Origin of the sequence: Amylolactobacillus amylotrophicus DSM 20534 (assembly GCF_001434555.1) — a bacterium.
GTDB lineage: Bacteria > Bacillota > Bacilli > Lactobacillales > Lactobacillaceae > Amylolactobacillus > Amylolactobacillus amylophilus.
Window position 1 is genome coordinate 310,184 of the sequence record NZ_AZCV01000001.1, and the last position, 25,877, is coordinate 336,060.

A 25,877-nucleotide genomic window follows, 5' to 3' on the forward strand; every position below is an offset into this window, starting at 1 on the left:
ACACACAAAAAGCAGAAAAATTAATTTTTTTCTGCTTTTAATTTGGTTTCAGCCATCCCAATCATTGGATCAATGGCGTTTTCGATAATTAGTTGTTTGGTTAAAAAATAGCTGGTGGTTTGTTCTTCTGCCGGTGGGTCACGCAGCTCAAGAGTGTCAGACCCTGAATTGACCGTAATATTTGAATTTTGTTGTTCGGATTTCGTCGCGGTACCTAATAAAGTACGTATTCGTTCCACGAGCGCAGTGTCACGCTCGTTACCCGGCGTTGCAATCGCCTGCTCGTAAGCCCGTTTGTCGCCCACCATCACTAGTGAATCTCTGGCCCGCGTAATCGCTGTATACAAGAGATTACGCCGTAGCATGCGGTAATTCTGCATCGTCAGGCTCAGAATCACCAAAGGAAACTCACTCCCCTGCGCCTTATGAATGGTAATCGCATACGCAAGGGTTAAATCGTTCAAATCAAGTTTACTCAGGTTAACCTCGTTCCCGTCGAAATTGACGACAACGTACTTGCTCGTATCTTGATAATTAATACTAATAATCTGCCCAATTTGCCCATTATAAATGTCCTTTTCTGGGTTATTGGCTAGTTGAAGAACACGATCGCCGATTCTAAATTCTTGGCCATCTCGTTCGATAAATTTCTGGTGTTCAGCGGTACGCGGATTAAGCTGATTTTGTAATACCCGATTAAGGTGGTCAATACCACTGTCACTCTTATACATTGAACCAAGAATCTGAATATCATCCTTATGGAAACCGCGCTTCAGTGCCAGCGCGACGATTTGAGGAATCACAGAGTCAATCTGATCTGGTCTGCTTGCAATGAACGAGGAATTGATGGTTTTGCTAAAAATATGTGTCGCTAAACCCGTATTAACCTCGTGCGCTAAGTCTATGATGCTGGAATCATCATCTTGCCGATGAACGTGGCTTAGAGCAACGGTGGGCAGAATATTCGACTTAATTAAATCGGAGAAGATGTTACCCGGACCAACCGAAGGTAACTGATCCTTATCGCCCACGAAGATGATGTGTGGCGTCTCATTGATGGCCGACAGGAGCAATTTAAACAGGTACATGTCCACCATAGACATCTCGTCAACAATCAGTACTTTACCGTTGATTTCGTTCAGGTCATCAGCCAGATATGTATTCTCGTGGCCCAGTCCCAACAAACGATGAATGGTTTTGGCCTCAATCCCCGTGGTCTCTGTCATTCTTTTGGCAGCTCGGCCCGTTGGTGCAGCTAACAAAAACGGTGTGTCCGCACTGAATAGATCCTGTTCTGGTACCTGCTCAAGAATTCTAAACGCCAACAAAATACCGGCGATAATAGTTGTCTTCCCCGTTCCCGGTCCCCCAGTAAGTAAGAAGATTGGGTTAGCTAAGGCCTGCTTAATCGCACTCTTTTGGGTCTCGTCGTAACTAATCTTCAGCTTGCGCTCTACCTGTTTAATCACATCCGCAATCTCGGTGTCAGAATAATGCTTTTCTGCTAACTCACGTTTTTGTAACATAGCAATTTGTTGAGCAATAGCCCATTCCGTCTCAAAGATTTGCTTCAAGAAGGTCTGCTCGCCTTCAATAACCACAATTTCCTGTTCTGCCAGATGATTTAGTTCGATGGCAATCTGATCATACGTTAGTAAAGTCGATTTACCTGAATTCAAGAGCTTCATCGCTGCTTCCAGAAGAAGTTTGTTCGAAACAAACGAATTACCATCCGCATTCAACGCATCCTGGAGAATCTGCAACAGTGCTCCCTGAATCCGTTCCGCCGAGTCGACACTAAAGCCGAGATTATGGCCAACATTGTCAGCAGTCTTGAAACCAAATCCCTGGAGTTTACTGATGAAGAGGTAAGGATTCTGGCGAAATTTCTGTACAGCATCCCCCTGGTATTTCTGGTAGATTTGCGTGGCCATGCGCTTTGACAAACCAATTTGGGTGAGCGATAACAGGCTGTCTGAGAATGTATCCATTGAAGTAATTTCTGTGCGCAGCGTCTCTTTTTGCCGCTTCGAAATATCTAGGCTATCTACTACAGCTGGATTGGCCTTGATCTTGTTAATGACGTCATCGCCCAGACTGGCGATAATCGTCTCGGCCGTTTTGACCCCGATACCGACAAAACTATCGCCACTTAAATATTTTACTAGTCCCGCGGTTTCGTGTGGGAGCACTTCATGATACTCGTCACATTTAAATTGCTCGCCGAACCGCTCATGCTGCACTAGTTGACCACTAAATTCATACAAGCTGTCAAGCTCAATTGCACCGAAATTTCCGGTTACCGTGATTGTTTCGGCAACCCAATCGGTAATCTTGGTCTCCAGACTGACACTCAAAATTTTGAAGAAGTTTTTACTGTTTTCAAAAATAACCGCATCAACGCGGCCTTGAAATTTAATCATCATTCTTTTCCCTAACCAAAGCGAGAACACCCTCATATTGTTTCATTGCGGTTGTAAAATACTCAGAATCGAGCTCTCTGGATTTGGCGAAGTAACCCTCGGCCGAATCCTTGGAGTTGGTCGAACTAGTCACTCCTAACATGAACCAGACCTTGGCGGATCTAGCTGCTACCGGAATCTGCATTAATGCTTCCTTAGCTTGCTTCGTAGCACCCAGTGCCAGCCAAATATCCCCCAGGAGCTCCTGACTCTCATCTGTCATCTTCTTAATTGTTAACACAAACGCCAGTGCCTTCTTAATGTTTCCTTGCTTGAAGAAAATCAAAGCCTGCTGATACAGGACCGTATCTTCTACCGGTAGTTGTGCCAGTAGATTTAGTGCCGCGTCATATTGGCCATCATAGTAATAGGCCACGGCCAAATTAAAGTCCAATAACTCCGGTTTTGCCACCAAGGCATGGGCCTTTTGTAACAATTCAATTGCTTCAGTAAAAGCTTTCTGCTCAAGTAAAAGAGCGGATAACTCAAGGTAGCTTGTGGTATCGTTTGGCTGCTGCTCGATATCCTTCACTAGCTGCCGAATTCTCTCTTGATTTTGTTCGTGCTTCGCTTGTTTATTAACCATCAAATAATGTCCGTTACTCCTAATTTCTTATGCAGAAAATCAGTCTGATTCCAGCTAATTTCTTGAAAAGTCTGCCCCTGATCCTTCGTCTCTAAAATACTCAGACTGGTATTAACTAAGCCGCCCCGACTGCGCAGGTCAGCCAAATCAGTGCCGGCTAGGCTTTGAATGATTGCAACAAGGGCCGCACCGTGACTAACTATTAATACTTTATCATCCTCCGCCTGATACCGCTTCGCAATCTCCGTCACGAGGCTTTTGCCGCGTGCGATTAAGCTGGTAAACTTCTCACCACCAAAAGCACTCGGATCATAACGGTCCGGGTGATACCTAAAGGCCTTTATTTGCACGGGAAATTTGCGTTCGGCATCGGTGAAACTCATACCCTCAAGTTTCCCAAGGTTGAACTCCTTCAACCGGTTATCCGTGATGATGGGAGCCGTCGCACCCAGAGCCTGACGTAGGCTGATGACGGTATCACTGGCCCGTTGTAAGGGACTGGTATAAAAGGCTCTAAAATGCGTGTCCGTACTCTTCAGATAAGTCGCCAGGCGAGCGATATCCTCGTAGGATTCCGGTAAGAGCGGTGAGTTACCGTTACTACCTTGATATCTCCCCTCTAAATTCCATTTGGTTTTACCGTGCCGCACAAAATACAATTGCATGAATCAAACTACCTCAAAATTACTTATTTTTTTATTACTACAGATTGAAAAAACACAGTTGCTTAATCATTCTGTCCTAACCAGGTATCGAGTACTGATCGAAATTCCTGTGGTTGATCAAGTAAAGCCAAATGCCGACTATCGGCAAAGAGGTGCCACTTTGCGTTTGGAATATGATCGTAAACGGATTTTGCAATCAGTGGTGTACACAAGTCATCGGTCCCGCTCGTCACGAGCGTTGGTACCTGAATCTTGTAGAGCTCATCCGTTAATTCAAAGTCACTAATCGTGCCGTTCTCGGTGAACTCGTTTGGCCCCTCGGCAATCAGACTGGCACGTGCACCATTCGTTGGTCTCCTCAGAGGTTCTGGGGACTGCGCGTTTGGCTGCTCCCAACAATATTTATCCATATAACGTTCATTAGCAGCGTGATACTTGTAGCCAGAGAAGTTGCCCGTTCGTTCAGCCTCAGCGATTGCTTGTTGGTCCTCATAACTCATGTAAGAAATCAGCCTATGCTGCTCTTTGGTCCACAGCTTGATTGAGGCTGGTGAACTATTAATCATCGCACTCTTAATCCCTTTTTGAGAAACGTGGGTCAGGTAATACATCAGCAGCATGCCACCCCATGATTGCCCCGCCAAGTGAACCTCATCAAGCTCGAGGTAGCTGCGAATCGCACTCAGCTCCTCAGCCCATGTCTCCTTGACGTAGACAGCAGGATCTTCTGGCAAAGAGGATTTGCCACATCCAACCTGGTCATACATAATCAATTGACGGCCCGTAGCGGCATAATCATCGAGTAATTCAAAATAATTGTGCGAGGATCCTGGTCCACCGTGTAAAAGCAGTAGTGGTGCTTTACCTGGTCTTCTTTCGCCAACTATCCTGTAATACGTCTTGAACTCCCGAAACGGCATGTAACCTTCTTTAACTTGCATTATCTAATCCCCAATCATCTACACAAAAACCGCTTTGCATTGAAAAGTTAATACTCTAATTGTACTACTGTCGCCAATATTTTTCGCATTAATCACGGATTTTCGGCAAGAAAAAAAGGATCAAATTGATCCTTAATTGGTTAGACGCCTAAACGTATTGTAACTGTTTCTGCTCCTGGTATGCAACGTCGATTGTACCACCACCGAGGCACTCCTCGCCGTCATACAATACGACCGCTTGACCTGGTGTAATTGCACGAACTGGCTCGTCGAACTCGATCCAAGCCGTGTTGTCCTCGCGGTTATAATGCACTGTAACGCCAGTATCAGCCTGCCGATACCTAAACTTGGCAGTGCAATGGAAGACATCCTCTTGTGGCGCGGTCGTCGTGAATGATAACTGCGATGCATCAAGACTTGTAGCATACAACATTGGATTCTCAAAACCCTGATCAACGTATAGTGTGTTGGTCGTTAGATCCTTGCCAACAACAAACCACGGCTCGTTACCGTTACCAGTACCGCCAATTCCAAGGCCTGACCGCTGACCAATTGTATAGTACATTAAACCAGCGTGCTCACCCATCTCAACACCAGCGGGGGTGACCATCTTGCCAGGCTGTGCGGGTAGAAACTCACTCAGGAAGTTGCGGAAGTTACGCTCGCCAATGAAGCAAATACCAGTAGAGTCCTTCTTCTTAGCAGTTGCTAGACCGGCCTTCTCGGCAATCTCACGCACCTGTGGCTTCGTTAAATCAGCAAGTGGGAACATCACCTTTTGTAACTGTTGCTGACTCAATTGGCTCAAGAAATAAGTCTGATCCTTGTTACCATCGGCAGCACGTAGCATGTGCACCATGCCATTATCATCACGCTCAACCTTGGCATAGTGCCCCATCGCAACGTAATCAGCATTCAAATCGAAGGCAAAGTCAAGGAACGCTTTAAACTTAATCTCTTTATTACACATCACATCAGGGTTAGGAGTTCTGCCATGACGGTATTCATCGAGGAAGTACTCGAAAACTCTATCCCAATATTCTTTCTCGAAGTTAATTGAGTAGTAAGGCACGCCGATTTCTTCAGCAACACGCTTTACATCCTCATAATCTTCTGTAGCAGTACAAAAACCTTGGTCGTCGGTATCGTCCCAATTTTTCATGAAGACGCCGACAACATCATAACCCTGCTGCTTGAGGAGTAGAGCGGTGACGGATGAATCAACCCCACCACTCATTCCTACAACAACACGCGTTTTACTATTATCCAACGCAAAAAACCTTTCTATACTTCTTCGATGACTTGCTTTTCCATCAAGTCGCGTAACATGTATTCTAGAAGTTCTCGTGCCGGTTTAAGGTTCTCGTTCTTGAAAATATTCACTTTCTGCAGCCCGGTCTTATCCGTAATCACCATGGTTAGATGATTCATCTCTGCATTAACGGTTACCTTAAACTTCATGGTCGCATTGTACGGCGATTCATTATAAAGCGGATGGTCATACAAAAAGTTCTTATTATTCGTTTCCTTGAACCCCAAATCAATCATCGAGTATCTCTTGATTTCGTCACTGATGGCAAACTTACGTGTGTCACCGTTGATTGAAACTGGTTTAGATTTTGTCATTTTCTACTCCCAACAAATCAACACAAACCATTGTAACATAGTTTTGTGATTTTACTTATTTTTTGTACTTATTTTTTGTTCGTAACTTTATGTTGGAGACGTACACAAAGATTAACAAGCTGCATACTCAATTCCTGTACCTCAGCCAGCGTATTCATCCGGCCGAAACTAATCCGAATCGACTCGCTCACACGGGGTGAGTCTGCGCCAAACATTGCGGTCAAAACATGCGATGGCTCAAGTGAACCGGCGGTACATGCAGAGCCACCAGAGACAGCAATTCCGGCTAAATCAAGGTTGGTCTGCAACACATAGGTTGAGACGCCCTTGATCCACAAATTCAGTACGTGGGCCGAATGCTCATCATCAACGCCACCGTTCACCGCAAAGTCAACGTCATTTTCAGTCAAATCAGCCAATATCCGATCTTGAAACGAACGATATTTTGCCTGCATCTTTCTAGGATCCTGTGCCTCAATTTCGGCAACAGCTTGGCCAAAACCGGCAATTGCTGGTACGTTCTCCGTTCCTGCTCGTTTCTTTCTCTCTTGCTCGCCGCCGAAGATCAGCTTTGGTAGCTGCACCTCCTGATTAACGTACAAGAAGCCCAGGAACTTGGGACCATTGATTTTATGGGCGCTCGTTGATAGTAAATCGATGTGTGCGTCTTTAACATCTAATTTAAGATTACCATATCCTTGGACATCATCCACGTGAAAGAGCGCAGAACTTTCCGAGACAATCTCCCCAATCTCCTTCAGGGGCATGAGCGAGCCGACCTCGTTATTAACCGCCATCACCGAGACCAAGATGGTATCTGGCCTAAGTGTCGCCCTTAACTGGTCCAGATCAATCATGCCGTGCTCATTCACGTCCAGGTACGTCACCTCGTAACCGGCCCGTTCCAATTCGTGTAAGGGATTTATGACCGATGGGTGCTCGATCGCAGTTGTGATGATGTGTTTACCCGGACTGCTCTTGGCCACGCCAAATATTGCTGCGTTGTTACTTTCAGATCCACCGCTAGTAAAAATTATTTCAGTCGGCTTAGCATTAATCGAATCACCAATAATCTGACGTGCGTGATCAACAATTTCTCTAGCTTGACGTCCAAAGTAATGCGTACTAGAGGCATTACCAAAGTCCTCGGTCATCGTCTTCGTCATTAAATCAATCACGGTCTGATCCATCGGTGTCGTCGCCGCATTATCAAAATATAGATGTTTCATTTTATCGCCCTTTTTTATAGAATATCTGTGTCTAAAAACTTGCTGATGGTCTGTGCTGCCGTCTTACCGACACGTCGCACAAATTGATCGAAGTCAAAGTCTGCATTATCATCACCATTGTCACTAATTGCTCGTAACCCAATCAACGGCACGGCAAAGTGGGAGGCAACCTGGGCCATTGCCGCGCCCTCCATCTCAACCCCTAAGGCCGTTGGAAAGTTAGCCTTAATGGCCTCTTTCAGCGCGTTAGTCGAAACAAATGTATCACCTGTGACAATCAGGCCACTTTGGAATGCAATCTGCTCATCATGAAGAAATGAAACAAATTGCTCGCGGTAGTCATTAGCCAAACTATAGATGGCCGGTTCTTGTGGGATTTGACCAATAACGTACGGTCCAGCATTCACAGCATTGACATCATGGTAAGCAAAAGCATCTGCCACAACCAAATCATTAACACGCACGTTCTCTTGTAAGCTACCGGCAGAACCAGTCAAGAATATCAAATCAATTTTTGTGGTAGCCAACAGACTGGTCAAAGCCATTGCAGCCTGTACTTTACCAATGCCACTCAGACCAAGATAAATATCGTTGCTGCCGTGAGTAAAGTGTTCAAACTCCACTGCGCCAATTCGTTCCTTCGCCTCAAGCTGAAAATGCTCCAGATAGTATTCACGTTCTTCTGCCATTGGTATAATTATTGCTATTTTCATTATTTTTTCCTTACTTAACTAAGAAGAGAATCAAAAGTACAACGACAATCAAGCTGGCCGTCACGAAGATACCAATATTGAGCCGCCGCTTGATCAATCTTATTTTCTCTTCACGATTCAGTTCTGCACTATCAGTAACTGGTTCATCACCAATTGTAATAATCGTGGGTTCGTTCTCATAATTAGCCCGCTTTTTTTTTACTTTAGAAACGGCAAAAGGACGCCAAAAATGGCGTCTTTTTTCTTTTGCCTGATATTGTGCGCGAGTAAGTTTCTCGTCACGTCTTTTAACCATTAGTTGCACTCCGTAACTGCATTGTTTCCCAATAACTTAACGCAAACAATGTCTTCAAGTCAACAATTTCGCCGTCTGCGACCATCTGTTTAGCGGTTGCCAAATCAACCCACATTTGTTCCAGAAATTCATCGTCATCGGCTGCTAATTTGGTCTTAGCCGCGGTCAACGTATCACAGTAGAAGAGTGTTAGCATTTCATCGCTAAATCCTGGCGAGGAGAAGAAGTTATTCAACTCCTCGAAATATCCCGCCTGGTAGCCAGCTTCTTCATTTAATTCACGTTTCATGGCACTGAGTGGCGATTCATCGGTGGCATCAAGTTTACCAGCAGGAATCTCAATGCTCAAGCGATTCAGCGGCGAACGCCACTGCTTAATTAACAAGCACTCATTCTGTTCGTTGATGGCTAAACAACAGACTGCGCCCGGATGCGTTACAATTTCTCGTTCTGTTTTTTGACCATTTGGTAGTTCAACTTGCGTTACATCTACACTAATAATTTTACCGACAAACTTAGTTTCGCGACTTAACTCTCGTTCTTGTAAATTCATTAGTAATCATTCCTTCTAATTTGCCACTGCTTGTGGCACCACATTAATCGCCTGGAGCCCTTTTTTACCCATGGCAAGCTGGAACAATACATCCTGTCCTTGCTTCAGGTCTCTAAAGCCACTCTCTTGGATTGCGGTGAAAAACACAAAGTAATTGGCATCATTGATTTCGTCATGAATGAAGCCAAATCCCTGTTTTTCATTAAATTCTTGTACGGTTCCTTTACGCATCTTAGCCCTCAAATCCCTTTTCTACTTCCTCAGGGAAGTTCTCGGTGACAATTCTTGCGCACCGGGCACAAAGAGTTGGTAACTGAGGATTACTGCCTACATCAGTTGTCGTCATCCGACATCTCTGACAAACCTCACCCGCTGCATGCTCAACCAGAATAGTTTCATTGGCATATTCGTGCCCACCTGCTGGTTCAGTCGATGCAATCTCAAATTGCGATACAATCAAAATCTGCTGGAAATTGGCATCTAGAGATTCAAGCAAATCGCGGACAACTGGCTTAGGGTAAACGGTCAGCTTTGCTTCAAATGATTTACCAATGATTTTCTCGTTTCTGGCAACTTCAAGTGATTTCAAGACATCATCTCTGAAGTCCATGAATGTTGCCCACTTCTCCATCAAGGGTGCTGTATCCTGCAGGTGTTCTGCAACTGGCATCTCTGCTAATTGAACCATCTTTTCCGGCTCCTTCAGGAAGCCCCAGATTTCCTCAGTTGTGTGTGGCAGGATCGGTGTTAACAGTTTGGTCAGCTTGACCAAAATATCGTACATCACGGTCTGCATTGCACGCCGCTCAAAAGAATCCTTTGCCTCAATGTACAAGACATCCTTAGCAAAGTCTAAGTAGAAGGCCGAAAGATCGTTAGTCAAGAAGTCGGTAATTTTCTTGTAGACGTCATTGAAATTATACTCTTCGTAGGACTTTAGAGCTGCCGCTACAACCTGGTTTAATTTCACCTCTGCATACTTATCAACTGAACGGAGGTTCTCAAATGAAACTTTGTTTTTTATTGGTTCAAAATCAGTGGTATTGGCCAACATGAAGCGCATTGTATTCCGGATTTTTCGATAACTTTCGGAAACTTGCCGGAGAATATCCATGGAAACCGCAACGTCTGAACTGGCATCAACAGAGGCCACCCAAAGCCGGATAATCTCGGCACCCATTTGTTTGATAACGTCATTTGGTGCAATGATATTGCCAAGTGACTTACTCATCTTGTGTCCCTGATCGTCGAGCACAAATCCTTGTGAAATCAACTGCTTGTATGGTGCAACACCGTTAACAGCCACGCTCGTGATAATACTTGAGTTGAACCAGCCACGATATTGGTCGGAACCTTCAAGATAGACATCGGCCGGGAAGCTCAGACCACGTTGTTTGAGGACAGACGTATGGGATGAACCCGAATCGAACCAGACATCCATGATGTCTTTTTCTTTTGTGAATTCACCATTTGGCGAACCAGGGTGCGTGAATCCTGCCGGTAATAATTCCTGAGCGCTATGTTTGACCCAGGCGTTTGAGCCCTCTTTTTCAAAGATATTTGCTACGTGTGCAATCGTCTCCTCGGTGATGATTGGTGTCCCATCCTCTGCGTAAAAGATTGGTAGTGGCACACCCCAAGCACGTTGTCTTGAGATTACCCAGTCACCACGGTCGCGAATCATATTGTAAAGTCTGGTCTTTCCCCAGTCTGGCAGAAACTTAACTTGGTCGATTTGATCAAGGATTTGTTGCCTAAATGGGTCGATTGAGGCAAACCATTGGGTTGTTGCGCGGAAAATTACGGGCTTTTTCGTCCGCCAATCATGTGGATAGCTGTGCGTGAAGAATGAGAGCTTAAGTAAGGCGCCAACCTCTTCAAGTCGTTTAGTGACAACTTTGTTCGCGTCGTCATAGAAGAGCCCGGTAAAGCCGGGTGCATCTTCGTTGAAATGACCAGTTTCATCAATTTCCACATCGATTGGTAAATCATACTTCTGACCAACGATAAAGTCATCGGCACCATGACCAGGCGATGTATGAACTAAGCCAGTACCGTCGTCTAAAGTAACATGGTAGCCGTTCATTACTAGTGAGGTTCTGTCGTAGAATGGGTGTTTTGCGGTCATGTATTCAAGGTCCGTTCCCTTTAACCGTTTGACGGTCTCGTAGTGCTCCCATCCAAGTGTCTCAGCCACAACGTGAAGCCTTTCAGTAGCGATAACATACTTTCTATCTTCCACCTGCACAACCGAATACTCGAAGTCAGGATTAACTGAAATTCCGCGGTTTGAGGGAATTGTCCACGGAGTAGTCGTCCAGATGACGAAGTAAGTATCGGCAGGATCTAGCAGTCCCTTGCCATCGACGACCTTGAATGCAACGTAGATTGAAGCAGATTTGACATCCTTATATTCAATCTCAGCCTCGGCAAGTGTCGATTCTGATGATGGTGACCAATAAACGGGCTTCTTACCTTTATAGATATAACCCTTCTGATACATTTCACCAAAAACACGAATTTCCTCTGCTTCATATTCGGGTTGGAGCGTGATATACGGGTGCTCCCAATCTCCACTTACGCCTAGACGCTTGAAGTCTTTTTTTTGTTTCTCGACTTCATTCATGGCGAAGTCCCGGCACATCTCACGGTATTCAGCCAATGAAATTTCCTTGCGCTTTACACCCTTTTTAGCGAGTTGTTGCTCGATTGGTAGTCCGTGCGTGTCCCAACCAGGGACATATGGTGCGTAGTAGCCAGACATCGACTTGTAACGCACAATGATATCCTTACTGATCTTGTTTAAGGCATGACCCATGTGGATATTACCATTAGCAAATGGAGGACCATCATGCAGTACAAAATGTGGTTTGCCCTCATTTAACTTCAAGCGTTCCTCATACACATGATTCTCATCCCAAGACTGCTCCCATTCAGCCTCTCTAACGGGCAAATTACCTCGCATGGGAAATTCAGTTTTACCCAAATTCAATGTCTCTTTGATTTTCATCCAAACTCTCCTTAATAAAAAACTCGCCCTAACAATAGGACGAGAGACTCGTGGTACCACCTAAATTAGATGAACAAATTTATTGCTCATCCACTCAGTTTCTACGTATCGTGTAGATAACGCTAAATTACTACAAAAAGCTGATCAGCCTATTGGCAGTCGTTAATCTCGCACCATCATTAACTCGCTTTTATTGCCAGGCTTTGACTTTAAATTTAGATATTAGTGATTCTTGTAGTCATCAGGAAAAACGATTACAGGGCCGGCGCTATTTGGCAAACCATCATCTAGCATGGTTGGATCAACTTGTACAGGATGCTCGTTCTGATTAACCACTTCGTGATTGAATTCTACGTCACTTGTGGTCGAACTGTCAAGTGGCTCAATTCGTTCAGAATCATTATTAAGCATCTGGCCAGGCTCCACAGCGTCCCCATTGTCCGCATAAAAGTCGTTAGCATCATAGTATCGATCCAACCATAATTGCCAACCTTCATCATCCAAATGGTTAGCCTCTTCTCTGAGTAGTGATTGTGTCTTAGAGCGGAATTTGCCAACTCTAGCCTTCAACCGCTCATAATATACTTGAAGTTCAGTTACACTCTTCTTCAATTCAGCTAGTTGTGCTGTATATTCGGCAAGCTCGTGCTCAGTTTTATATGTAACGTTGGCCTCGTCCAACATCTTGTCGGCCTCTGCTCGAGCATCTTCACGAATTTTGTCTGCAGCCTTTTGAGCCATAATAATTGACTCGTTAATCTTTTCCTTTAAACTATCATACTCATCTATTTGTTCCTGCATCTTTGCTTGTGTATCCTCTAGCTCCACAATTCGGTCAAGTGCGTCACTATAAGATACTATAACGTCATCCAAAAATGTATCGACATCTTTTTGATCATACCCATGCATCTTTCTCTTGAATTCTTTATCATGAATTTCTATTGGAGTTACTGTCACAAAATCACCTTTTCTTTGATAACCACTGCTCAATCAAAAAGCGCTGTTTTCCTCTTTTTGTTTCACCTAGCTTTTGCATTAATTTAAAACGGCCGTAATATCGGAGACTGACGGTATCTGACACACTAAGCATTGAACTTGGATCTGTGGCCACCAGCCAATTAATTTTGACATCACCGCATGCTATAGCTTCCTTGGCCTGGGCACGACTCAACCGCGCAACAGCTGCAATCACGCTGTCCATTCTTCTCGAACCAAATAAAATTTCACTTAACGTACCCTCATCCACGGGATTTAGTATCTGATTTGGTGAAATTTCCATCAACCGCACACTATTACGGCCAATTCGGTCCACCTGTGTTTTAACATCCAACATATTGGGCTGCTGAACAAAAAACTGCCAATTGCCTTGCTCGTCATGGATGATATCACCATAAACCGCAGGCGTTAATCCGATGTTGTTGAGTGCACCATAGATGTCGGCATGCTTCAGTGTAATAAATTTATGATTGTACTCGATTGCTAGCGGAATAATTTCAAAATCCGGCTTTGCTTCATAGTCAGAAAAATCGGCGATGAAGGCCCGCTGACGCTCGGCGCCTTCGTAGCCACCGAAGAATTCAAGTTGCAGTTGTTGTCCAACAATAGTGGCCAGAATTCTTTGCTCACGCGGATTTAAAAAATCGGTGAGAATTTTATTTTTCTTGTAGATAACTTGATTAAAAAGGCCAACGAAATAATCAATCGTTGGCCGTTCATTATCTGCGAAATGTTGGTAAAAATTACTTGCTTGTAGTTTATTCATTATCTCATACCAATAGTTGTGCGATGAACGAAAATAGGTTGTACAGCACATACCGATTGACGAGGTAAAGTACAAGAATTGCCACAACCGGACTAAAACTTATACCAGCAATCGGTGGTATATAACGATCGAAAAAATCCAAGTAAGGGTTCACAACTTTTCCCAATAACTCTCCCGCTCGCGAGTTCATTAACGCAGGTACCCAAGTAAATAAGGTATAGACGACTATTAGCATGGTATATAAGTCAATCAAATTGGTCAAAAGTGTATACAATAGCTGAAGTAAACTAACCACTAGTATTCATTATCCTTTTGGTCAACGAGTTCGGCAATTTTACCGTCCGTTTCGAATTTAGGTGGTGTTGCTAAGAATATTTTATCACCCACGCGCTGAATCTTACCATTTAAGGCATAAACAGTACCTGTAATGAAGTCCACGATTCTCTTTGCCTGCTGGTCTTCCATCCGTGCAAAGTTAATGATAATTGCCCGGTTATTCAATAGGTGTGTTGCCACATCTTTTGCATCAGCATAGACACGTGGTTCGAACAGGACAATTTTACTTGTTGGGTTATTGCCTGCCTTAATCGAAACCACATTATCACGGGTGATACCAGCCTCGTCCTCTGTGCCTGTTCCCATATCATAATCATACTCTTCAGTATTATCTTCATCTGAAATTCCGAAAAATCTACCTAATTTGTCAAAAGCCATGATAAACTCCTCCTTATTTTCGGTCTATCCATTAACTAGTTTTCATTGCGACGACGTCTGAAGAATGGTGGCAAATCATCGTCATCATTGTCATCAATGCTCGTCTCAATTTGAGAAATACTATTCTCATCAACAACAGGTGTGTTCAAATCGTCATCAGTCACGTCAGCCACAACATCGCGGCGGCCACCACCCTCTGGTTTGAAGTCCCAAACCGAGGTTGGATCAACTAAAACCTCCTTTGGTTTAGTTGTCTCGGGGGTACCTTGTTCATTTTTATCGCTTGGTGCTACCGTATTTGCTTGGTCAGTAAACGATGCTTCTGGTTTAGTAACTGGTCGAACAGATGTTACGTTAGTCGTAGTCTGTTGCCGCCGAGAACCAGGAGCTCGCATACTTGCAGCCTTCTCAGCATCATCATCAATACCTGTTGCAATAACAGTTACCACGACCTCGTCACCCAGGTTCGCGTTGATTGATGTACCAAAAATGATGTTGATATCATCGCCTGCTGCCTGACTGACAATATTTGAAGCGTCTTGTGCTTCAAAGAGAGTCAGGTCAGGGCCACCGGTGATATTTAACAGAACTTGTTTAGCTCCATCAATTGAAACCTCAAGTAGTGGCGAAGAAATAGCCTTCTTTGTTGCTTCAATTGTCCTATTCTCTCCTGTGGCATAGCCGATACCCATCAAAGCTGAACCTTGGTTCTCCATGACGGTTTTCACATCGGCAAAATCCAGGTTAACGTAGTCAGTCGAAGTGATCAAATCAGAAATTCCTTGCACACCCTGACGCAGTACGTTGTCGGCTTCCTTAAATGCCTCAAGCATCGGTGTCTTCTTATCAACAATCTCTAGCAAACGGTTATTCGCGATGATCACTAGAGTGTCAACAAACTGCTTCATATTTGAGATACCTTCAGCAGCATTTTTGCTTCTCTTAGGACCCTCAAATAGAAATGGTCTGGTCACAACGCCAACGGTCAGTGCACCAGTCTCTTTAGCAATGCGTGCCACAACCGGGGCAGCTCCAGTACCGGTTCCACCACCCATTCCAGCGGTGATAAAAATCATATCAGCGCCTTTTAGTTCATCCTCAATCGATTGAGCGCTTTCCTCAGCAGCATTTTGACCAATTTCAGGATTCGATCCAGCACCTAGACCGCGTGTGAGCTTTGGTCCAAGTTGAATTTTGGTTTCTGATTTTGAGCTTTCTAGTGCCTGGACATCGGTATTAGCGGCGATAAATTGCACTCCTTGTACACCTTCGTCAATCATTCGATTGACCGCATTACCACCGGCACCACCGACGCCGATTACTTTGATGATGGCGTTGTTCGTCTCTTGCGAATCAAAAGTAAAATCCATATGTCACTTGCCTCCATTAGTCAAAGAATTTCTTTAGAAGATCTTTAACTCGTCTTTTCTTTATCTTATTTGGTTGATTGGGTACTTTATTCTGCTTCTCGGCTGTTTCATGTACCCGAGCATTGTTCATTCTGGCTTTGTTACTATTATAATCTTCTTTAGTCTTACTTTCACTACTTGGCTGGAGTCTTTTGAAAAATTTCGAATTATCTAATTCGTTATTTATTTGACTGTTCGGTGCGACTCGTAATGTATTAGAATTAACCACGCTATTAACTAGGAAATCTATGTCGTGGAGATTATATGCATAGTTCACAATACCATAACCCGTCGCGTAGCGTGCATCACGTAACCCCATTTGATCAGGCGTGTAAACGCGAGCGTTAACTTGATAGGTGTCGGCGATTAGTTGATCAAGACCTGGTAGTGCCGATGTACCACCCGTAATTACAATACCGCCTGGTAAATCAAACGCATTATGACTGTCTAAGCCCCGACCAATACGGGAAAGAATCTGTTCGAGCCTTGCATATACTATTTCAGCTAAGTAATCCTCCGTGATTTGACTCGGACTCTCCTTACCGACAACGCTCACTGGAACTTGGTTATCGGCCTTAGCCTTAGTTGGATCAGCCACCGCAAAATCAATTTTGACTTTTTCAGCTTCTGCTAATGAAGTATTCAAAACAGTGGAAATGTCTCTAGTTAAGTCGTCCCCGGCCTCTAAATCAACTGTGGCATAGGTAATTTTACTATCACGAATGATCGTTGCCGTGGTCTGGCCACCACCGATATCTAGGAGAATAGTACCGAATTTACGTTCACCCTCGTCTAGAGCAACTTCTGCCACAGCGAGTGGTGCTGCCACGAAGAAATTATTGACGTAGCCGGCACGTTCAATCGCTTTTTTGATGTTGTGTAAGGCTGCTTTTGGTGCCGTCAGTAGGATACCCCGAACCTCTAGGCTCATACCAATCATCTTCCGTGGATCAATGATTTTATCCTCATTATCCACCCGAAACTTTAGAGGTAGAAAAGTGATGACCTCACGTCCGTCATGAGCACCGGCGCTAAGTGCATTGGCTGTGACCCGTTGCACGTCCTCATCGTTAATTTCTCGGGCAACGTCACTCACGTTGACAACACCACGGGCATTCTCAAGTTGCAGCATGCTGACGGGAATTCCCGTCACTATTCGATTAATCTTTGTATTGGTCTTCTCCTCGACATTTGCCAAAACGGTAGAGATTGCGTTTGCAGTCTGATCAATATCAACGATATTACCATGGTCCATCCCCGCTGTTGGGACGGAGGCGGAACCGATAATTCTCAGTTGGTCAGACGAAGCATCCGCCACGACTGCCTTAACATTTGTTGTGCCGATATCGAGGCCAACTATTAAACTTGAGTTATCCAATATTTGTTCCCCCAATATAGTGCGATTTATTCTTATAATGTACTTGTTTAAATTTTAACATAGATTTAAAGCATTGTAAGCCCTTAGAATCAAGAGTTGTAGGTTTTTTTGTCGTTTTCGGAAAGTGGTTTACTAAACGCACCTATTTCTAAGTCAACTAACGAGGCCGCCTTTAAACTAACTTTAATTTTGGGATAAAGTGTAATTTTATTACCCAGCGTACGCTTGTCACCAAGGATCACATTTCCATCCTTCATTACCAGAACCATTTGTGTATCTTTTGCCACCCGTTCATTAATGTATTTGATTCCATTTCTAATATCCTTTGGAATCTTTTTGAACGTCTTCAAGTCAGCAGTTAAATCATCTGCTTTATCGTATCCAATAAAAACTGGCAGTGGCTTAATCTGGGTCTCTGGTAAATTTTCTGTGGCAATCTGGCCATTTTGAAGAATTTTGCGGTATACCAGGCCTTGCTTCAAATATGCTACGGTGCGGTGCTGCACCAACCTTAGTTTCACAGTAGTTGGTAGTTCAATTTCCAGATGGACATCTTTGATCGAGGGATAGCGTTTGGTCAACCTTTGTTTAACTGAGTTCTGACTCACATACGTAAACAGAATGTGGTCCCCACTATTAATCCCTGAGGTTTGTACAACTTCAGCGTCCGTTAAATCGGATTTGTTTTGCACCTCAATTTTTTGGACCAATGAATACGGGGAAAGATAGTACGCGAGGCCCGCAACTACAAGAACGGAGATTGTCAGCAATAATCCTAGTTTCAGGAAAATATTGCGTCTTCTGGTCCGTTGTAGTTTAGTGAGGGATTTGCCCACCTTTTTAGATTGAACCTTCTTCTTCTGTGCCTTACCCTGATAATTAAGCCATGGTGTAATCTCCTTTTGCGGATCCTTCTTGGTAGTAATTTTCCCCTCAGAATCTGTCTTATTAGATTTAGTCACTAGCCTCGCCTCCTTTCTTTCACTATCTTCAGAGGTCTCACTTCGAGATCTTTTGCTTACTTGTAATTAAGTCCTGCATCACTTTGATCAGGCGCGAGCCCGCATCCGTGATTGCCAAATCTTTTGAAGCACGCGACATCTTATCTGCATACGCGCTGTCCAATAAAATATGGTCAATCGAACTCACAAAATTGTTGACGTTTAGATCATCCTCGGCAATCACTACGGCTGCACCAGCGTGTTCTAAATCTAGGGCGTTTTTCATTTGGTGGTTATGTGTGACGTTTGGACTAGGAATCAGGATGGCCGGCACGCCCAATGCTGTAACTTCGGCTATTGTAGTTGCACCGGAGCGCGCAATCACTGCCGTAATATTCTGCAGCAATGCAGGCATATCACTAACATAAGGAACGATTGAGATATTTTCGTTTATTAGCTCGTGCGCTAACTGGGTCTTCACCTCGTTATAATAGGATTGACCTGTGGCAAAAATGACTTGGTATGGTTTCTGATTTAACATAGGGATGGCAGCCAACGTTGTCTGGTTAATGCGTTCTGCACCGCGTGAACCGCCAAAGATTAAAACAGTAGGTAACCCATTTTTCAACTTAAACCTAGTCAAGTCTGTTGGTGTTAGCTGCATTAACACCTCTTGTGACCGTGGATTACCAGTCTTCACCAGCTTTTTCTTCTCAGGAAACTGTTTGGCAGCGTCATCGAATACATAGGTGACTTTGTCGACAAAATGGGCAAGGAATTTATTTGCTAGACCCACGACCGAATTCTGCTCGTGGATGATCGTTGGTACATGCATCTTAGTGGCGGCATAAACCACAGCGGCCGAGACGTAGCCACCAGTACCGACAACAACGTCCGGGCGAAAATCTGCCACTATTTGCTTTGCATCGCGCGTGGCTTCGCGGAATAGCTCAACCGTCTTCACATTAGTCATAATCTTCTTCCGATTAAAGCCTTGGACCTTGAGTGTCTTAAATGCAATTCCTGCCGCAGGGACGAGTTTGCTCTCAAGCCCCCGCTCCGTGCCCACAAACAGCACCTCATCCAGGACATTCTCCTCTTTCATACACTTAATCAGTGCCAGTATTGGATATATGTGGCCGCCTGTACCACCACCAGAAAAAATTACTCGCATTAGTTTGTCCTCTCCATCAATTTGTCGACGTACTCGATAAATTTATCACCACGTTCCTCAAATGTGCGGAACTGGTCCCAACTAGCACAGGCGGGTGAGAAAAGAATCACATCGCCAGACTCGCTAGCCTCATATGCCTGTGGCACTGCTTGCTCTAACGTATCAACAATCTTAATATCCTTAATACCCGCATCTTTGGCTGTCTCTGCTAGCAAAAATTTAGTTTCACCATAGAGAATCACCGCCTTAACGTGTTGTTGCAACGGCTGTTTCAATTGTTCAAATGTGAAGCCACGGTCAAGTCCACCGGCGATTAGGACCTCTGGTTGCTTGAAGCTGTTAATTGCCACCGTGGCCGCCTCTATATTGGTAGATTTAGAATCATTATAAATATTTCTACCGTTAAACTCGGTCACGAACTGAATTCGATGCTTGACACCACTGAATGTAGTTAATACAGCGGCAATTTCCTTCTTTGTTGCACCGAAGAGCTGGCCAATTGCGCTTGCGACTAGCGCATTTTGGAGATTATGTCTCCCCGGTAACTTCACCTCTTGCACGGGTAAAAGCGCTTCGCCATTCGCGTACAGCGCGGTTTCACCCGCATAATAATCGGCCGTCTTGTCCTCCATCGAGAACGTAACCACATGTGCCTTGGTATCGGCCAGTTCTCTCTCTAAAATCTCCTTTTGATCGAAGTTAGCGATGAAGTAGTCTGTGTTAGTCTGATTGCTCGTAATCAGTAATTTAGCTGCGATATAATTCTCGAAGGTTTTGTGATAATCGAGATGGGTCGGATAAATATCTACAATGGCGGCCACGGCAGGATGAAAGTTCCTCGTCCCCAGCAATTGGAAACTGGAAATTTCAAGCACTAAGACGTCATCTTTAGTCACATCTAAAGCCAGCTCCGCGATAGGGCGTCCGATATTTCCCACTGCGTAGGCTCTCCCATTAGGCAGGGCCTTGTTGATTATCTCTGTTGCAAGCATCGTCGTGGTCGTCTTGCCGTTTGACCCCGTAATAGCAACAATCCGCGCTTCTGTCACATCTGCAGCTATCTCAGGCTCGGTCAAAATTGGTAGATTAAGCTCCTTGGCCCTCTGGACCATTACATTGTCATACGAAATTCCGGGATTTTTCACCATGAACGAGAAGCTGTCATCTAGTAATTCGGTTGGATGAAAGCCCGAGACGACCTTTACCCCTTGTTCTTCTAATTCATGCGCTTGTGCATTATCACTTAAGTCTGTTTGATCATTGACCACGATGCTTGCTCCAAGCCGCAAGAGTAACTTCGCCACAGCATAGCCACTCTTAGCCAGACCCAGAATTAAAACTTTTTGGTTAAGATACTTCTCAGTTTCCTTCATGCCTTCAAATCGACCTTACTTTTTAATTTAGAAAATAACTAGGTATAAAATTGCAGCAACCAAACCGACAGACCAGAAGAGCAGGTCAACTTGCCATTCACTAAAGCCACTCATCTCGAAATGGTGGTGCACAGGCGTCATCTTGAAGATTCTCTTCCCTGTCAGCTTGAACGAGGTCACTTGTAGCATCACGCTCAGCGTCTCCAGTACGAACACAATTCCGACGAGCAATAACGACCATGGCCGGTTTAGCAGAAGACTGATTAAGGCAATCCCACCACCAAGAGCCAGCGAACCCACATCACCCATGAAAATCTTTGCAGGTTTTTTGTTGAAGATCAAAAAGCCAATCAACGCACCAACCACCGCCATCGTAAAGTACAGCACTATCATGTTATGCTGCTGATAAGCGATAATCCCATATGTCCCATATGCGATAATCGCTAAGCCACCGGCAAGTCCGTCAATGCCGTCGGATAGGTTGACAGCGTTTGAGAAGCCAACCAGCCAGACAATCGTGAATAATGCATAAAACCAAATATTGTCAACCGAACCGATGAAAGGTACGTCAATCGTGAAGCTAAACTTATCCGTGAACAGAATATAGATGACAATCACCGCAATAATTATCTGCGCAAGGAGCTTCTGATACGCACGCAAACCCATATTTCTTTTCAGCACTAGACCAATGCCATCATCGAAGAAGCCAATCAGGGCAAAGCCCACAAATGCGATGACTAAGACCAACAGGGTCTTATTGGCCACTCCCTGCCAAATTGCCACCCAGGTTGCCGATACGATAGCGGCAATGGAAAATACTAGACCACCCATCGTCGGGGTGCCCGCCTTCTTCGCGTGCCACTTCGGTCCCTCTTCTCTAATCTGTTGTCCTTCGTCTCGCATGCGTAGGTAGCCGATAAACAATGGTAGCACCATCACGGTGATCACAAAACCACTTACTAGCGCAATTAAACTTTGACCCATTTTTTACTCCTTCAGCTGCACTGTAATCTGTGAAGCAGTTGTAATTTCTGTATTCTCTGGAACTGATTGTGTGGTGACTAAGCCACTACCCGACTGTTTAATCTTCAAGCCTGTTAATGAATTAAACGCATTAACTTCAGCGCTAGACCAACCAATCATGTCGGGCATCTTTAACTTACCACCGGCATACAACAGCAACTTCTCCCCGGCGTTGACCTTAATGTTTGCCGCTTGACTCTGTTTCGTGACCTTTGAACCATCGCCAATTAGTACGGGTACTAAACCTGCTTTTGAAGTAGCACTGACAGCCTGTGCAGCCGGTAAATTGGTCACTAATGGAACATTGAACTGAGTCTCCTTTGATTGAAGACCCCCTGCACTATAATTTTGCAGGACACGCGTCATTAGCGGTTTAAAAATCTCACTCATGATAGTTTCTGCCGCTTGTGTCATCTTTTGCGGTTGCTTGTACGTTAGATAAAGAATGTACTTCGGATTACTTGCAGGAGCTAGTCCTACAACGGAAAAGACGTAGTTATTTTTGCCTGAGAGGTAACCACCACCGTTAGGTTTAGCTAGTTGTGCCGTTCCCGTCTTAACAGCCAAATCCTGGCCCTCCATTTTGTATGCCTGTCCGGTACCATATTCTGCATTAACTACGTCCCGCATGCTTGATAGAACTGTTTTCGTAGTTTGCTCTGATACGACAGGTGTACCAACCTTATGCACTTGATATCCTTGAACCTGTTTGCCGTTTTGATTCGTTATCTTTTCTACAAATTGCGGCTTAATCATCTGCCCCTTATTTGCGATGGCTGTGAGGGCCTGGAGCATCTGCATTACCGTGACATTCACACCTTGTCCAAATGAGGTAACTGCCTGATCCAAGACAGACTTGAATTGCTTGGCACCAGCAGTTTCGCCTGGTAAGGTCACGCCGGTCTTCTTCGTAATACCGAAGCGATCTAGGTATGAACCCCACACTTTACCGCCCATCTTCTGCTCAAGTTTTAACATCCCGACATTACTAGAACGCGGAAAGGCTTGGGCGAACGGGATCGAACCCCAACCAGAATAATTCCAGTCACGAATAGTTGAACCCAGTACGTTGACCGAACCTGACTGATACAACTCATTCGGGTTGTAATGGCCGCTATCAACCGTGGCAGCTAACGTAAGGACTTTCATGACAGAACCCGGTTCGTAACTATCTTCAACCAGCCGGTTACGCCAAGAACTCTCCAGCCCAACCTTAGTCTGAGGATTGAACGATGGCCTCTGGGCAGCGGCCAATATTTTGCCAGTCTTAGCCTCCGCCAAAACGGCGGTCACACCCTTAGGCGCATACTTTGTCACGCTTTCATTTAACAAGTCTTCCAGATAATTCTGGAGCCTCGTATCGATGGTCAGATAAACATCTTGCCCGTCCGTCGCTCTTTTCAAAACTTTCTGGTCATTCGGTAGTTCGTAACCGTAAGAATCGATCTTCGCTTCCTTCAAGCCGTCAGTACCCGAAAGTTGCTTGTTAAAATACTTCTCGATGCCCATTGTGCCGATTAACTGATCGCTGCCAGACTGTTTAGTCTTCTCAACTTGAGCCAAGCCAACCACGTTTGATGAAAAATCACCGTTCGGATAGAGTCTTGAGGGGTTCTCACTAAAGTAAATACCCGGTAAATTCATCTGTTGGATTTTCTTCTTCGTCTGGAGTGATAATCCCTGCCCGGCGTTACCAAATTCTACTTGGTATGCTTTTTTCTTCGGTGAAAGGTACTTCAAAATAGCGGCTTCATCCAGCTCTAACACGGTTGCTAGTTGCTTGGCAGTCTTTTCTTTATCGACCACGTACAGCGGCTTTTCTTTTGCATCAATATAAGACTTATCGAGCACCGCGTAAATGGAGTAAACATGGGAGTCTTCAGCAATTATTTGGCCGTTATGATCATAGATAGTACCACGTTTAGCCTTCAATACAATGTTCTGCCTGTACTTTTGATTAGTCCGCTCCGCTAGGTTCTCGCCACTAACATAGTCAGAGACACCAATATAGATTAGTCGCCCAACAAAAACAAGAAAAACCAAAGCAACTACAACTTGAAAAGAACGCCCGACAGTGAAGCGATAGTTGTGTGCTTTGGATTTATTTTTTTGTAATTTATCTTTGGCGTTCATTTCTGTACAGTCCTTATGTTACTTTCTATTAATTGCAAACCCTGTTGTTTTGCAATTTTATTCATTCTTTCTGTACTTGTCAATTCGCCTTTTTCTTGTTCTAAATCACTATTATGACCTCGCTTGGTCACAACCGCAGTGTTAACCGTTTGCAATTGTCGCTGCGCATTAGTTGCACCGATACTGAATGTCACTAGGACAAACATCAGCGCAAAAGTAAGCACACAACCCACCGTCAGCAATGTTTTCTCAACACGTGAGTATGGTACTCGCTTAGGATTTAGTACAACTTGTCTTCTTGGCGCCTGAACCCGAACCTTTTTAGGTTCAAATTCCGGGATTGCTTCGTTCATAAATTGGTAGTTTTTTCTTGCTGTACTGTCGGCCATAATCTTGACTCCTCTAAGATTAAATCTTTTCTGCCACCCGTAATTTGGCACTGTGTGAACGTTTGTTGTTGGCCAGTTCTTCCTCAGTCGCCAAAATCGGTTTGCGATTTACAAGTTTCAACGGCGGTTTCAGATCATCTGGGATTACCGGTAACCCTCTTGGTAAATCTACTTCTGAATACTTCTTAAATAATTGTTTAACAATTCTGTCTTCGTCACTTTGAAAAGTAATTACGCTGATCCGGCCGCCCGGCTTTAACAATTTAATTGCCGCCTCGAGCGATTCCGACAGGACGCCTAGCTCGTTATTTACGGCAATCCTAATTGCCTGAAAGCTCTTCTTTGCCGGATGGCCACCGGTTCTTCTTGCATATGCCGGAATTGCTGCTTTAATCAAGTCGCTCAACTGAAAGGTTGTTTCAATCGGAGCAATCGCCCGAGCTTTTTCAATTTGACGGGCAATCTGTTTAGCAAACTTCTCATCGCCGTAACGATAAAGGATTCGCACCAGCTCATTGAAGTCCCACTCATTCACGATCTCGTAGGCACTCAATCGCTGATCCCGGTCCATTCGCATATCTAGTTTCGCATCAAAACGGTAAGAAAAGCCGCGCTCAGGTTGGTCAAATTGGGGAGATGACACGCCTAAATCATAGTAGATACCATCGACACCATCTATGCCCAATTTGGCTAATTCCGGTGCCAATTGACTGAAATTAGCTTTGACTAGTTGTAAATGTGGCTGGTGATCCTCTCGTAGATTAGTTTGAAATTTCTCCTGTGCTGCGCTAATTGCGTAACTATCTTGATCAAAACCAATCACAGTTCCGTTCGTGAGCTTGCTCAAAAGATACGCTGCGTGACCACCACCACCAAATGTACAGTCGACGTATATTCCACCATCTTTTGGTGCCAGATTATCAATCGTTTCATGTAATAGAACGCTCGTATGTTCGAATTCTGTCATAGGTCAAAATCCATCAAGTTCTCAGAAATTTCATCAAAATTAGCTGCAGCATTCTCATCAAAAGCATTCCAGCGTTCTGCGGACCATATCTCGATTCGTTCAGAAACACCGATAATCACGCATTCCTTCACCAATGCCGCATGCTTTCTCAGCACATCACTAATATTGATTCGACCCTGTTTATCGAACTCGCCTTCCATTGCACCCGCATAAAACGTTCTAGTAAAAGCTCGTGCATCTTTTTTAGTTAGGGATAATTGGCTTAACTTATCTTCCACATTAGACCAGCCAGTCTTTGAATAACCGAAGATACAGCCGTCCATGCCACGAGTAAATACAGCTTCTTCACCGAGTTGTTCGCGAAATTTAGCTGGAATGATCAGCCGGCCTTTAGCATCAATATTATGATGATACTCACCCATGAACATGGACCTCACCCCTTTCCATATATCTAATTTACCACATTCCCCCACTTCGTACCACATTTTTCTATAAATTAAATAATATTATTTATTTATCTAGCTAAAGCACTGG

General features: G+C 44.4%; 26 protein-coding genes. All 26 read right to left on the minus strand.

Features of this window, described 5'->3' with window-relative positions; all coding sequences use genetic code 11:
• Positions 1–20: 20 nt before the first annotated feature.
• Complete coding sequence (gene recD2 / locus FC62_RS01490; protein ID WP_056946417.1) at positions 21–2,423, minus strand: SF1B family DNA helicase RecD2; 2,403 nt, start codon at positions 2,421–2,423, stop codon at positions 21–23.
• On the minus strand, positions 2,416–3,048 hold the full coding sequence (locus tag FC62_RS01495; protein WP_056946076.1) for a tetratricopeptide repeat protein: 633 nt from the start codon (positions 3,046–3,048) through the stop codon (positions 2,416–2,418). Before FC62_RS01495 ends, recD2 begins: the two co-directional genes overlap by 8 nt.
• Entirely contained in the window at positions 3,048–3,713 is a 666-nt protein-coding gene (locus FC62_RS01500; protein WP_054745214.1) for a histidine phosphatase family protein, read from the minus strand. The genes FC62_RS01495 and FC62_RS01500 overlap by 1 nt, the downstream gene beginning before the upstream one ends.
• 62 nt (positions 3,714–3,775) lie before the next feature.
• Complete coding sequence (gene pepI / locus FC62_RS01505) at positions 3,776–4,654, minus strand: proline iminopeptidase (RefSeq protein ID WP_056946075.1); 879 nt, start codon at positions 4,652–4,654, stop codon at positions 3,776–3,778.
• A 148-nt stretch (positions 4,655–4,802) separates the two neighbouring features.
• Positions 4,803–5,924, minus strand: a complete 1,122-nt coding sequence (gene mnmA, locus FC62_RS01510; RefSeq protein ID WP_075362824.1) for a tRNA 2-thiouridine(34) synthase MnmA — start codon at positions 5,922–5,924, stop codon at positions 4,803–4,805.
• A 14-nt stretch (positions 5,925–5,938) separates the two neighbouring features.
• Positions 5,939–6,280, minus strand: coding sequence for a hypothetical protein (locus tag FC62_RS01515; protein WP_054745215.1), 342 nt, complete (start codon positions 6,278–6,280; stop codon positions 5,939–5,941).
• A gap of 68 nt (positions 6,281–6,348) precedes the next feature.
• Positions 6,349–7,509 carry a cysteine desulfurase family protein gene (locus tag FC62_RS01520; RefSeq protein ID WP_056946074.1) on the minus strand — a complete coding sequence of 387 codons (1,161 nt, stop codon included), beginning with the start codon at positions 7,507–7,509 and terminating at the stop codon, positions 6,349–6,351.
• Between the two features lie 14 nt (positions 7,510–7,523).
• Positions 7,524–8,222: a 5'-methylthioadenosine/adenosylhomocysteine nucleosidase gene (locus tag FC62_RS01525; protein ID WP_054745219.1), complete on the minus strand. Its 699-nt coding sequence runs from the start codon at positions 8,220–8,222 to the stop codon at positions 7,524–7,526.
• A gap of 10 nt (positions 8,223–8,232) precedes the next feature.
• Positions 8,233–8,517: a hypothetical protein gene (locus tag FC62_RS01530; RefSeq protein ID WP_056946073.1), complete on the minus strand. Its 285-nt coding sequence runs from the start codon at positions 8,515–8,517 to the stop codon at positions 8,233–8,235.
• On the minus strand, positions 8,510–9,070 hold the full coding sequence (locus FC62_RS01535; RefSeq protein ID WP_056946072.1) for an NUDIX hydrolase: 561 nt from the start codon (positions 9,068–9,070) through the stop codon (positions 8,510–8,512). The genes FC62_RS01530 and FC62_RS01535 overlap by 8 nt, the downstream gene beginning before the upstream one ends.
• 15 nt (positions 9,071–9,085) lie before the next feature.
• On the minus strand, positions 9,086–9,301 hold the full coding sequence (locus FC62_RS01540) for a cold-shock protein (protein WP_056946071.1): 216 nt from the start codon (positions 9,299–9,301) through the stop codon (positions 9,086–9,088).
• 1 nt (position 9,302) lies between these two features.
• Positions 9,303–12,080 carry an isoleucine--tRNA ligase gene (gene ileS / locus FC62_RS01545; protein ID WP_056946070.1) on the minus strand — a complete coding sequence of 926 codons (2,778 nt, stop codon included), beginning with the start codon at positions 12,078–12,080 and terminating at the stop codon, positions 9,303–9,305.
• Positions 12,081–12,302: 222 nt separating this feature from the next.
• Positions 12,303–13,037, minus strand: a complete 735-nt coding sequence (locus FC62_RS01550; RefSeq protein ID WP_141322539.1) for a DivIVA domain-containing protein — start codon at positions 13,035–13,037, stop codon at positions 12,303–12,305.
• 4 nt (positions 13,038–13,041) lie between these two features.
• Positions 13,042–13,842 (minus strand): YlmH family RNA-binding protein, encoded by an 801-nt coding sequence (locus FC62_RS01555; RefSeq protein WP_056946069.1) that lies wholly within the window; start codon positions 13,840–13,842, stop codon positions 13,042–13,044.
• 4 nt (positions 13,843–13,846) lie between these two features.
• Complete coding sequence (locus tag FC62_RS07910) at positions 13,847–14,137, minus strand: YggT family protein (protein WP_075362823.1); 291 nt, start codon at positions 14,135–14,137, stop codon at positions 13,847–13,849.
• Positions 14,137–14,556, minus strand: a complete 420-nt coding sequence (locus FC62_RS01560; protein WP_054745226.1) for a cell division protein SepF — start codon at positions 14,554–14,556, stop codon at positions 14,137–14,139. The genes FC62_RS07910 and FC62_RS01560 overlap by 1 nt, the downstream gene beginning before the upstream one ends.
• A gap of 35 nt (positions 14,557–14,591) precedes the next feature.
• Positions 14,592–15,926, minus strand: a complete 1,335-nt coding sequence (gene ftsZ / locus FC62_RS01565; protein WP_056946068.1) for a cell division protein FtsZ — start codon at positions 15,924–15,926, stop codon at positions 14,592–14,594.
• A gap of 16 nt (positions 15,927–15,942) precedes the next feature.
• Positions 15,943–17,343, minus strand: a complete 1,401-nt coding sequence (gene ftsA, locus FC62_RS01570) for a cell division protein FtsA (protein WP_056946067.1) — start codon at positions 17,341–17,343, stop codon at positions 15,943–15,945.
• Positions 17,344–17,432: 89 nt separating this feature from the next.
• Positions 17,433–18,305: a cell division protein FtsQ/DivIB gene (locus FC62_RS01575; protein WP_056946066.1), complete on the minus strand. Its 873-nt coding sequence runs from the start codon at positions 18,303–18,305 to the stop codon at positions 17,433–17,435.
• Positions 18,306–18,342: 37 nt separating this feature from the next.
• A complete protein-coding gene (gene murG, locus FC62_RS01580) occupies positions 18,343–19,458 on the minus strand; it encodes an undecaprenyldiphospho-muramoylpentapeptide beta-N-acetylglucosaminyltransferase (RefSeq protein ID WP_056946065.1) in 1,116 nt (371 codons plus the stop codon).
• Positions 19,458–20,831 (minus strand): UDP-N-acetylmuramoyl-L-alanine--D-glutamate ligase, encoded by a 1,374-nt coding sequence (gene murD, locus FC62_RS01585; protein WP_056946064.1) that lies wholly within the window; start codon positions 20,829–20,831, stop codon positions 19,458–19,460. Before murD ends, murG begins: the two co-directional genes overlap by 1 nt.
• Before the next feature lie 27 nt (positions 20,832–20,858).
• Entirely contained in the window at positions 20,859–21,815 is a 957-nt protein-coding gene (gene mraY / locus FC62_RS01590) for a phospho-N-acetylmuramoyl-pentapeptide-transferase (RefSeq protein ID WP_056946063.1), read from the minus strand.
• Between the two features lie 3 nt (positions 21,816–21,818).
• Positions 21,819–23,987 (minus strand): penicillin-binding transpeptidase domain-containing protein, encoded by a 2,169-nt coding sequence (locus FC62_RS01595; RefSeq protein ID WP_056946062.1) that lies wholly within the window; start codon positions 23,985–23,987, stop codon positions 21,819–21,821.
• The gene (gene ftsL, locus FC62_RS01600; protein ID WP_056946061.1) at positions 23,984–24,376 is read right to left on the minus strand and encodes a cell division protein FtsL; all 393 of its coding nucleotides are present in this window, start codon (positions 24,374–24,376) and stop codon (positions 23,984–23,986) included. Before ftsL ends, FC62_RS01595 begins: the two co-directional genes overlap by 4 nt.
• 19 nt (positions 24,377–24,395) lie before the next feature.
• Entirely contained in the window at positions 24,396–25,343 is a 948-nt protein-coding gene (gene rsmH, locus FC62_RS01605; RefSeq protein WP_056946060.1) for a 16S rRNA (cytosine(1402)-N(4))-methyltransferase RsmH, read from the minus strand.
• Positions 25,340–25,771: a division/cell wall cluster transcriptional repressor MraZ gene (gene mraZ / locus FC62_RS01610; protein WP_056946059.1), complete on the minus strand. Its 432-nt coding sequence runs from the start codon at positions 25,769–25,771 to the stop codon at positions 25,340–25,342. Before mraZ ends, rsmH begins: the two co-directional genes overlap by 4 nt.
• Between the last annotated feature and the right edge of the window lie 106 nt (positions 25,772–25,877).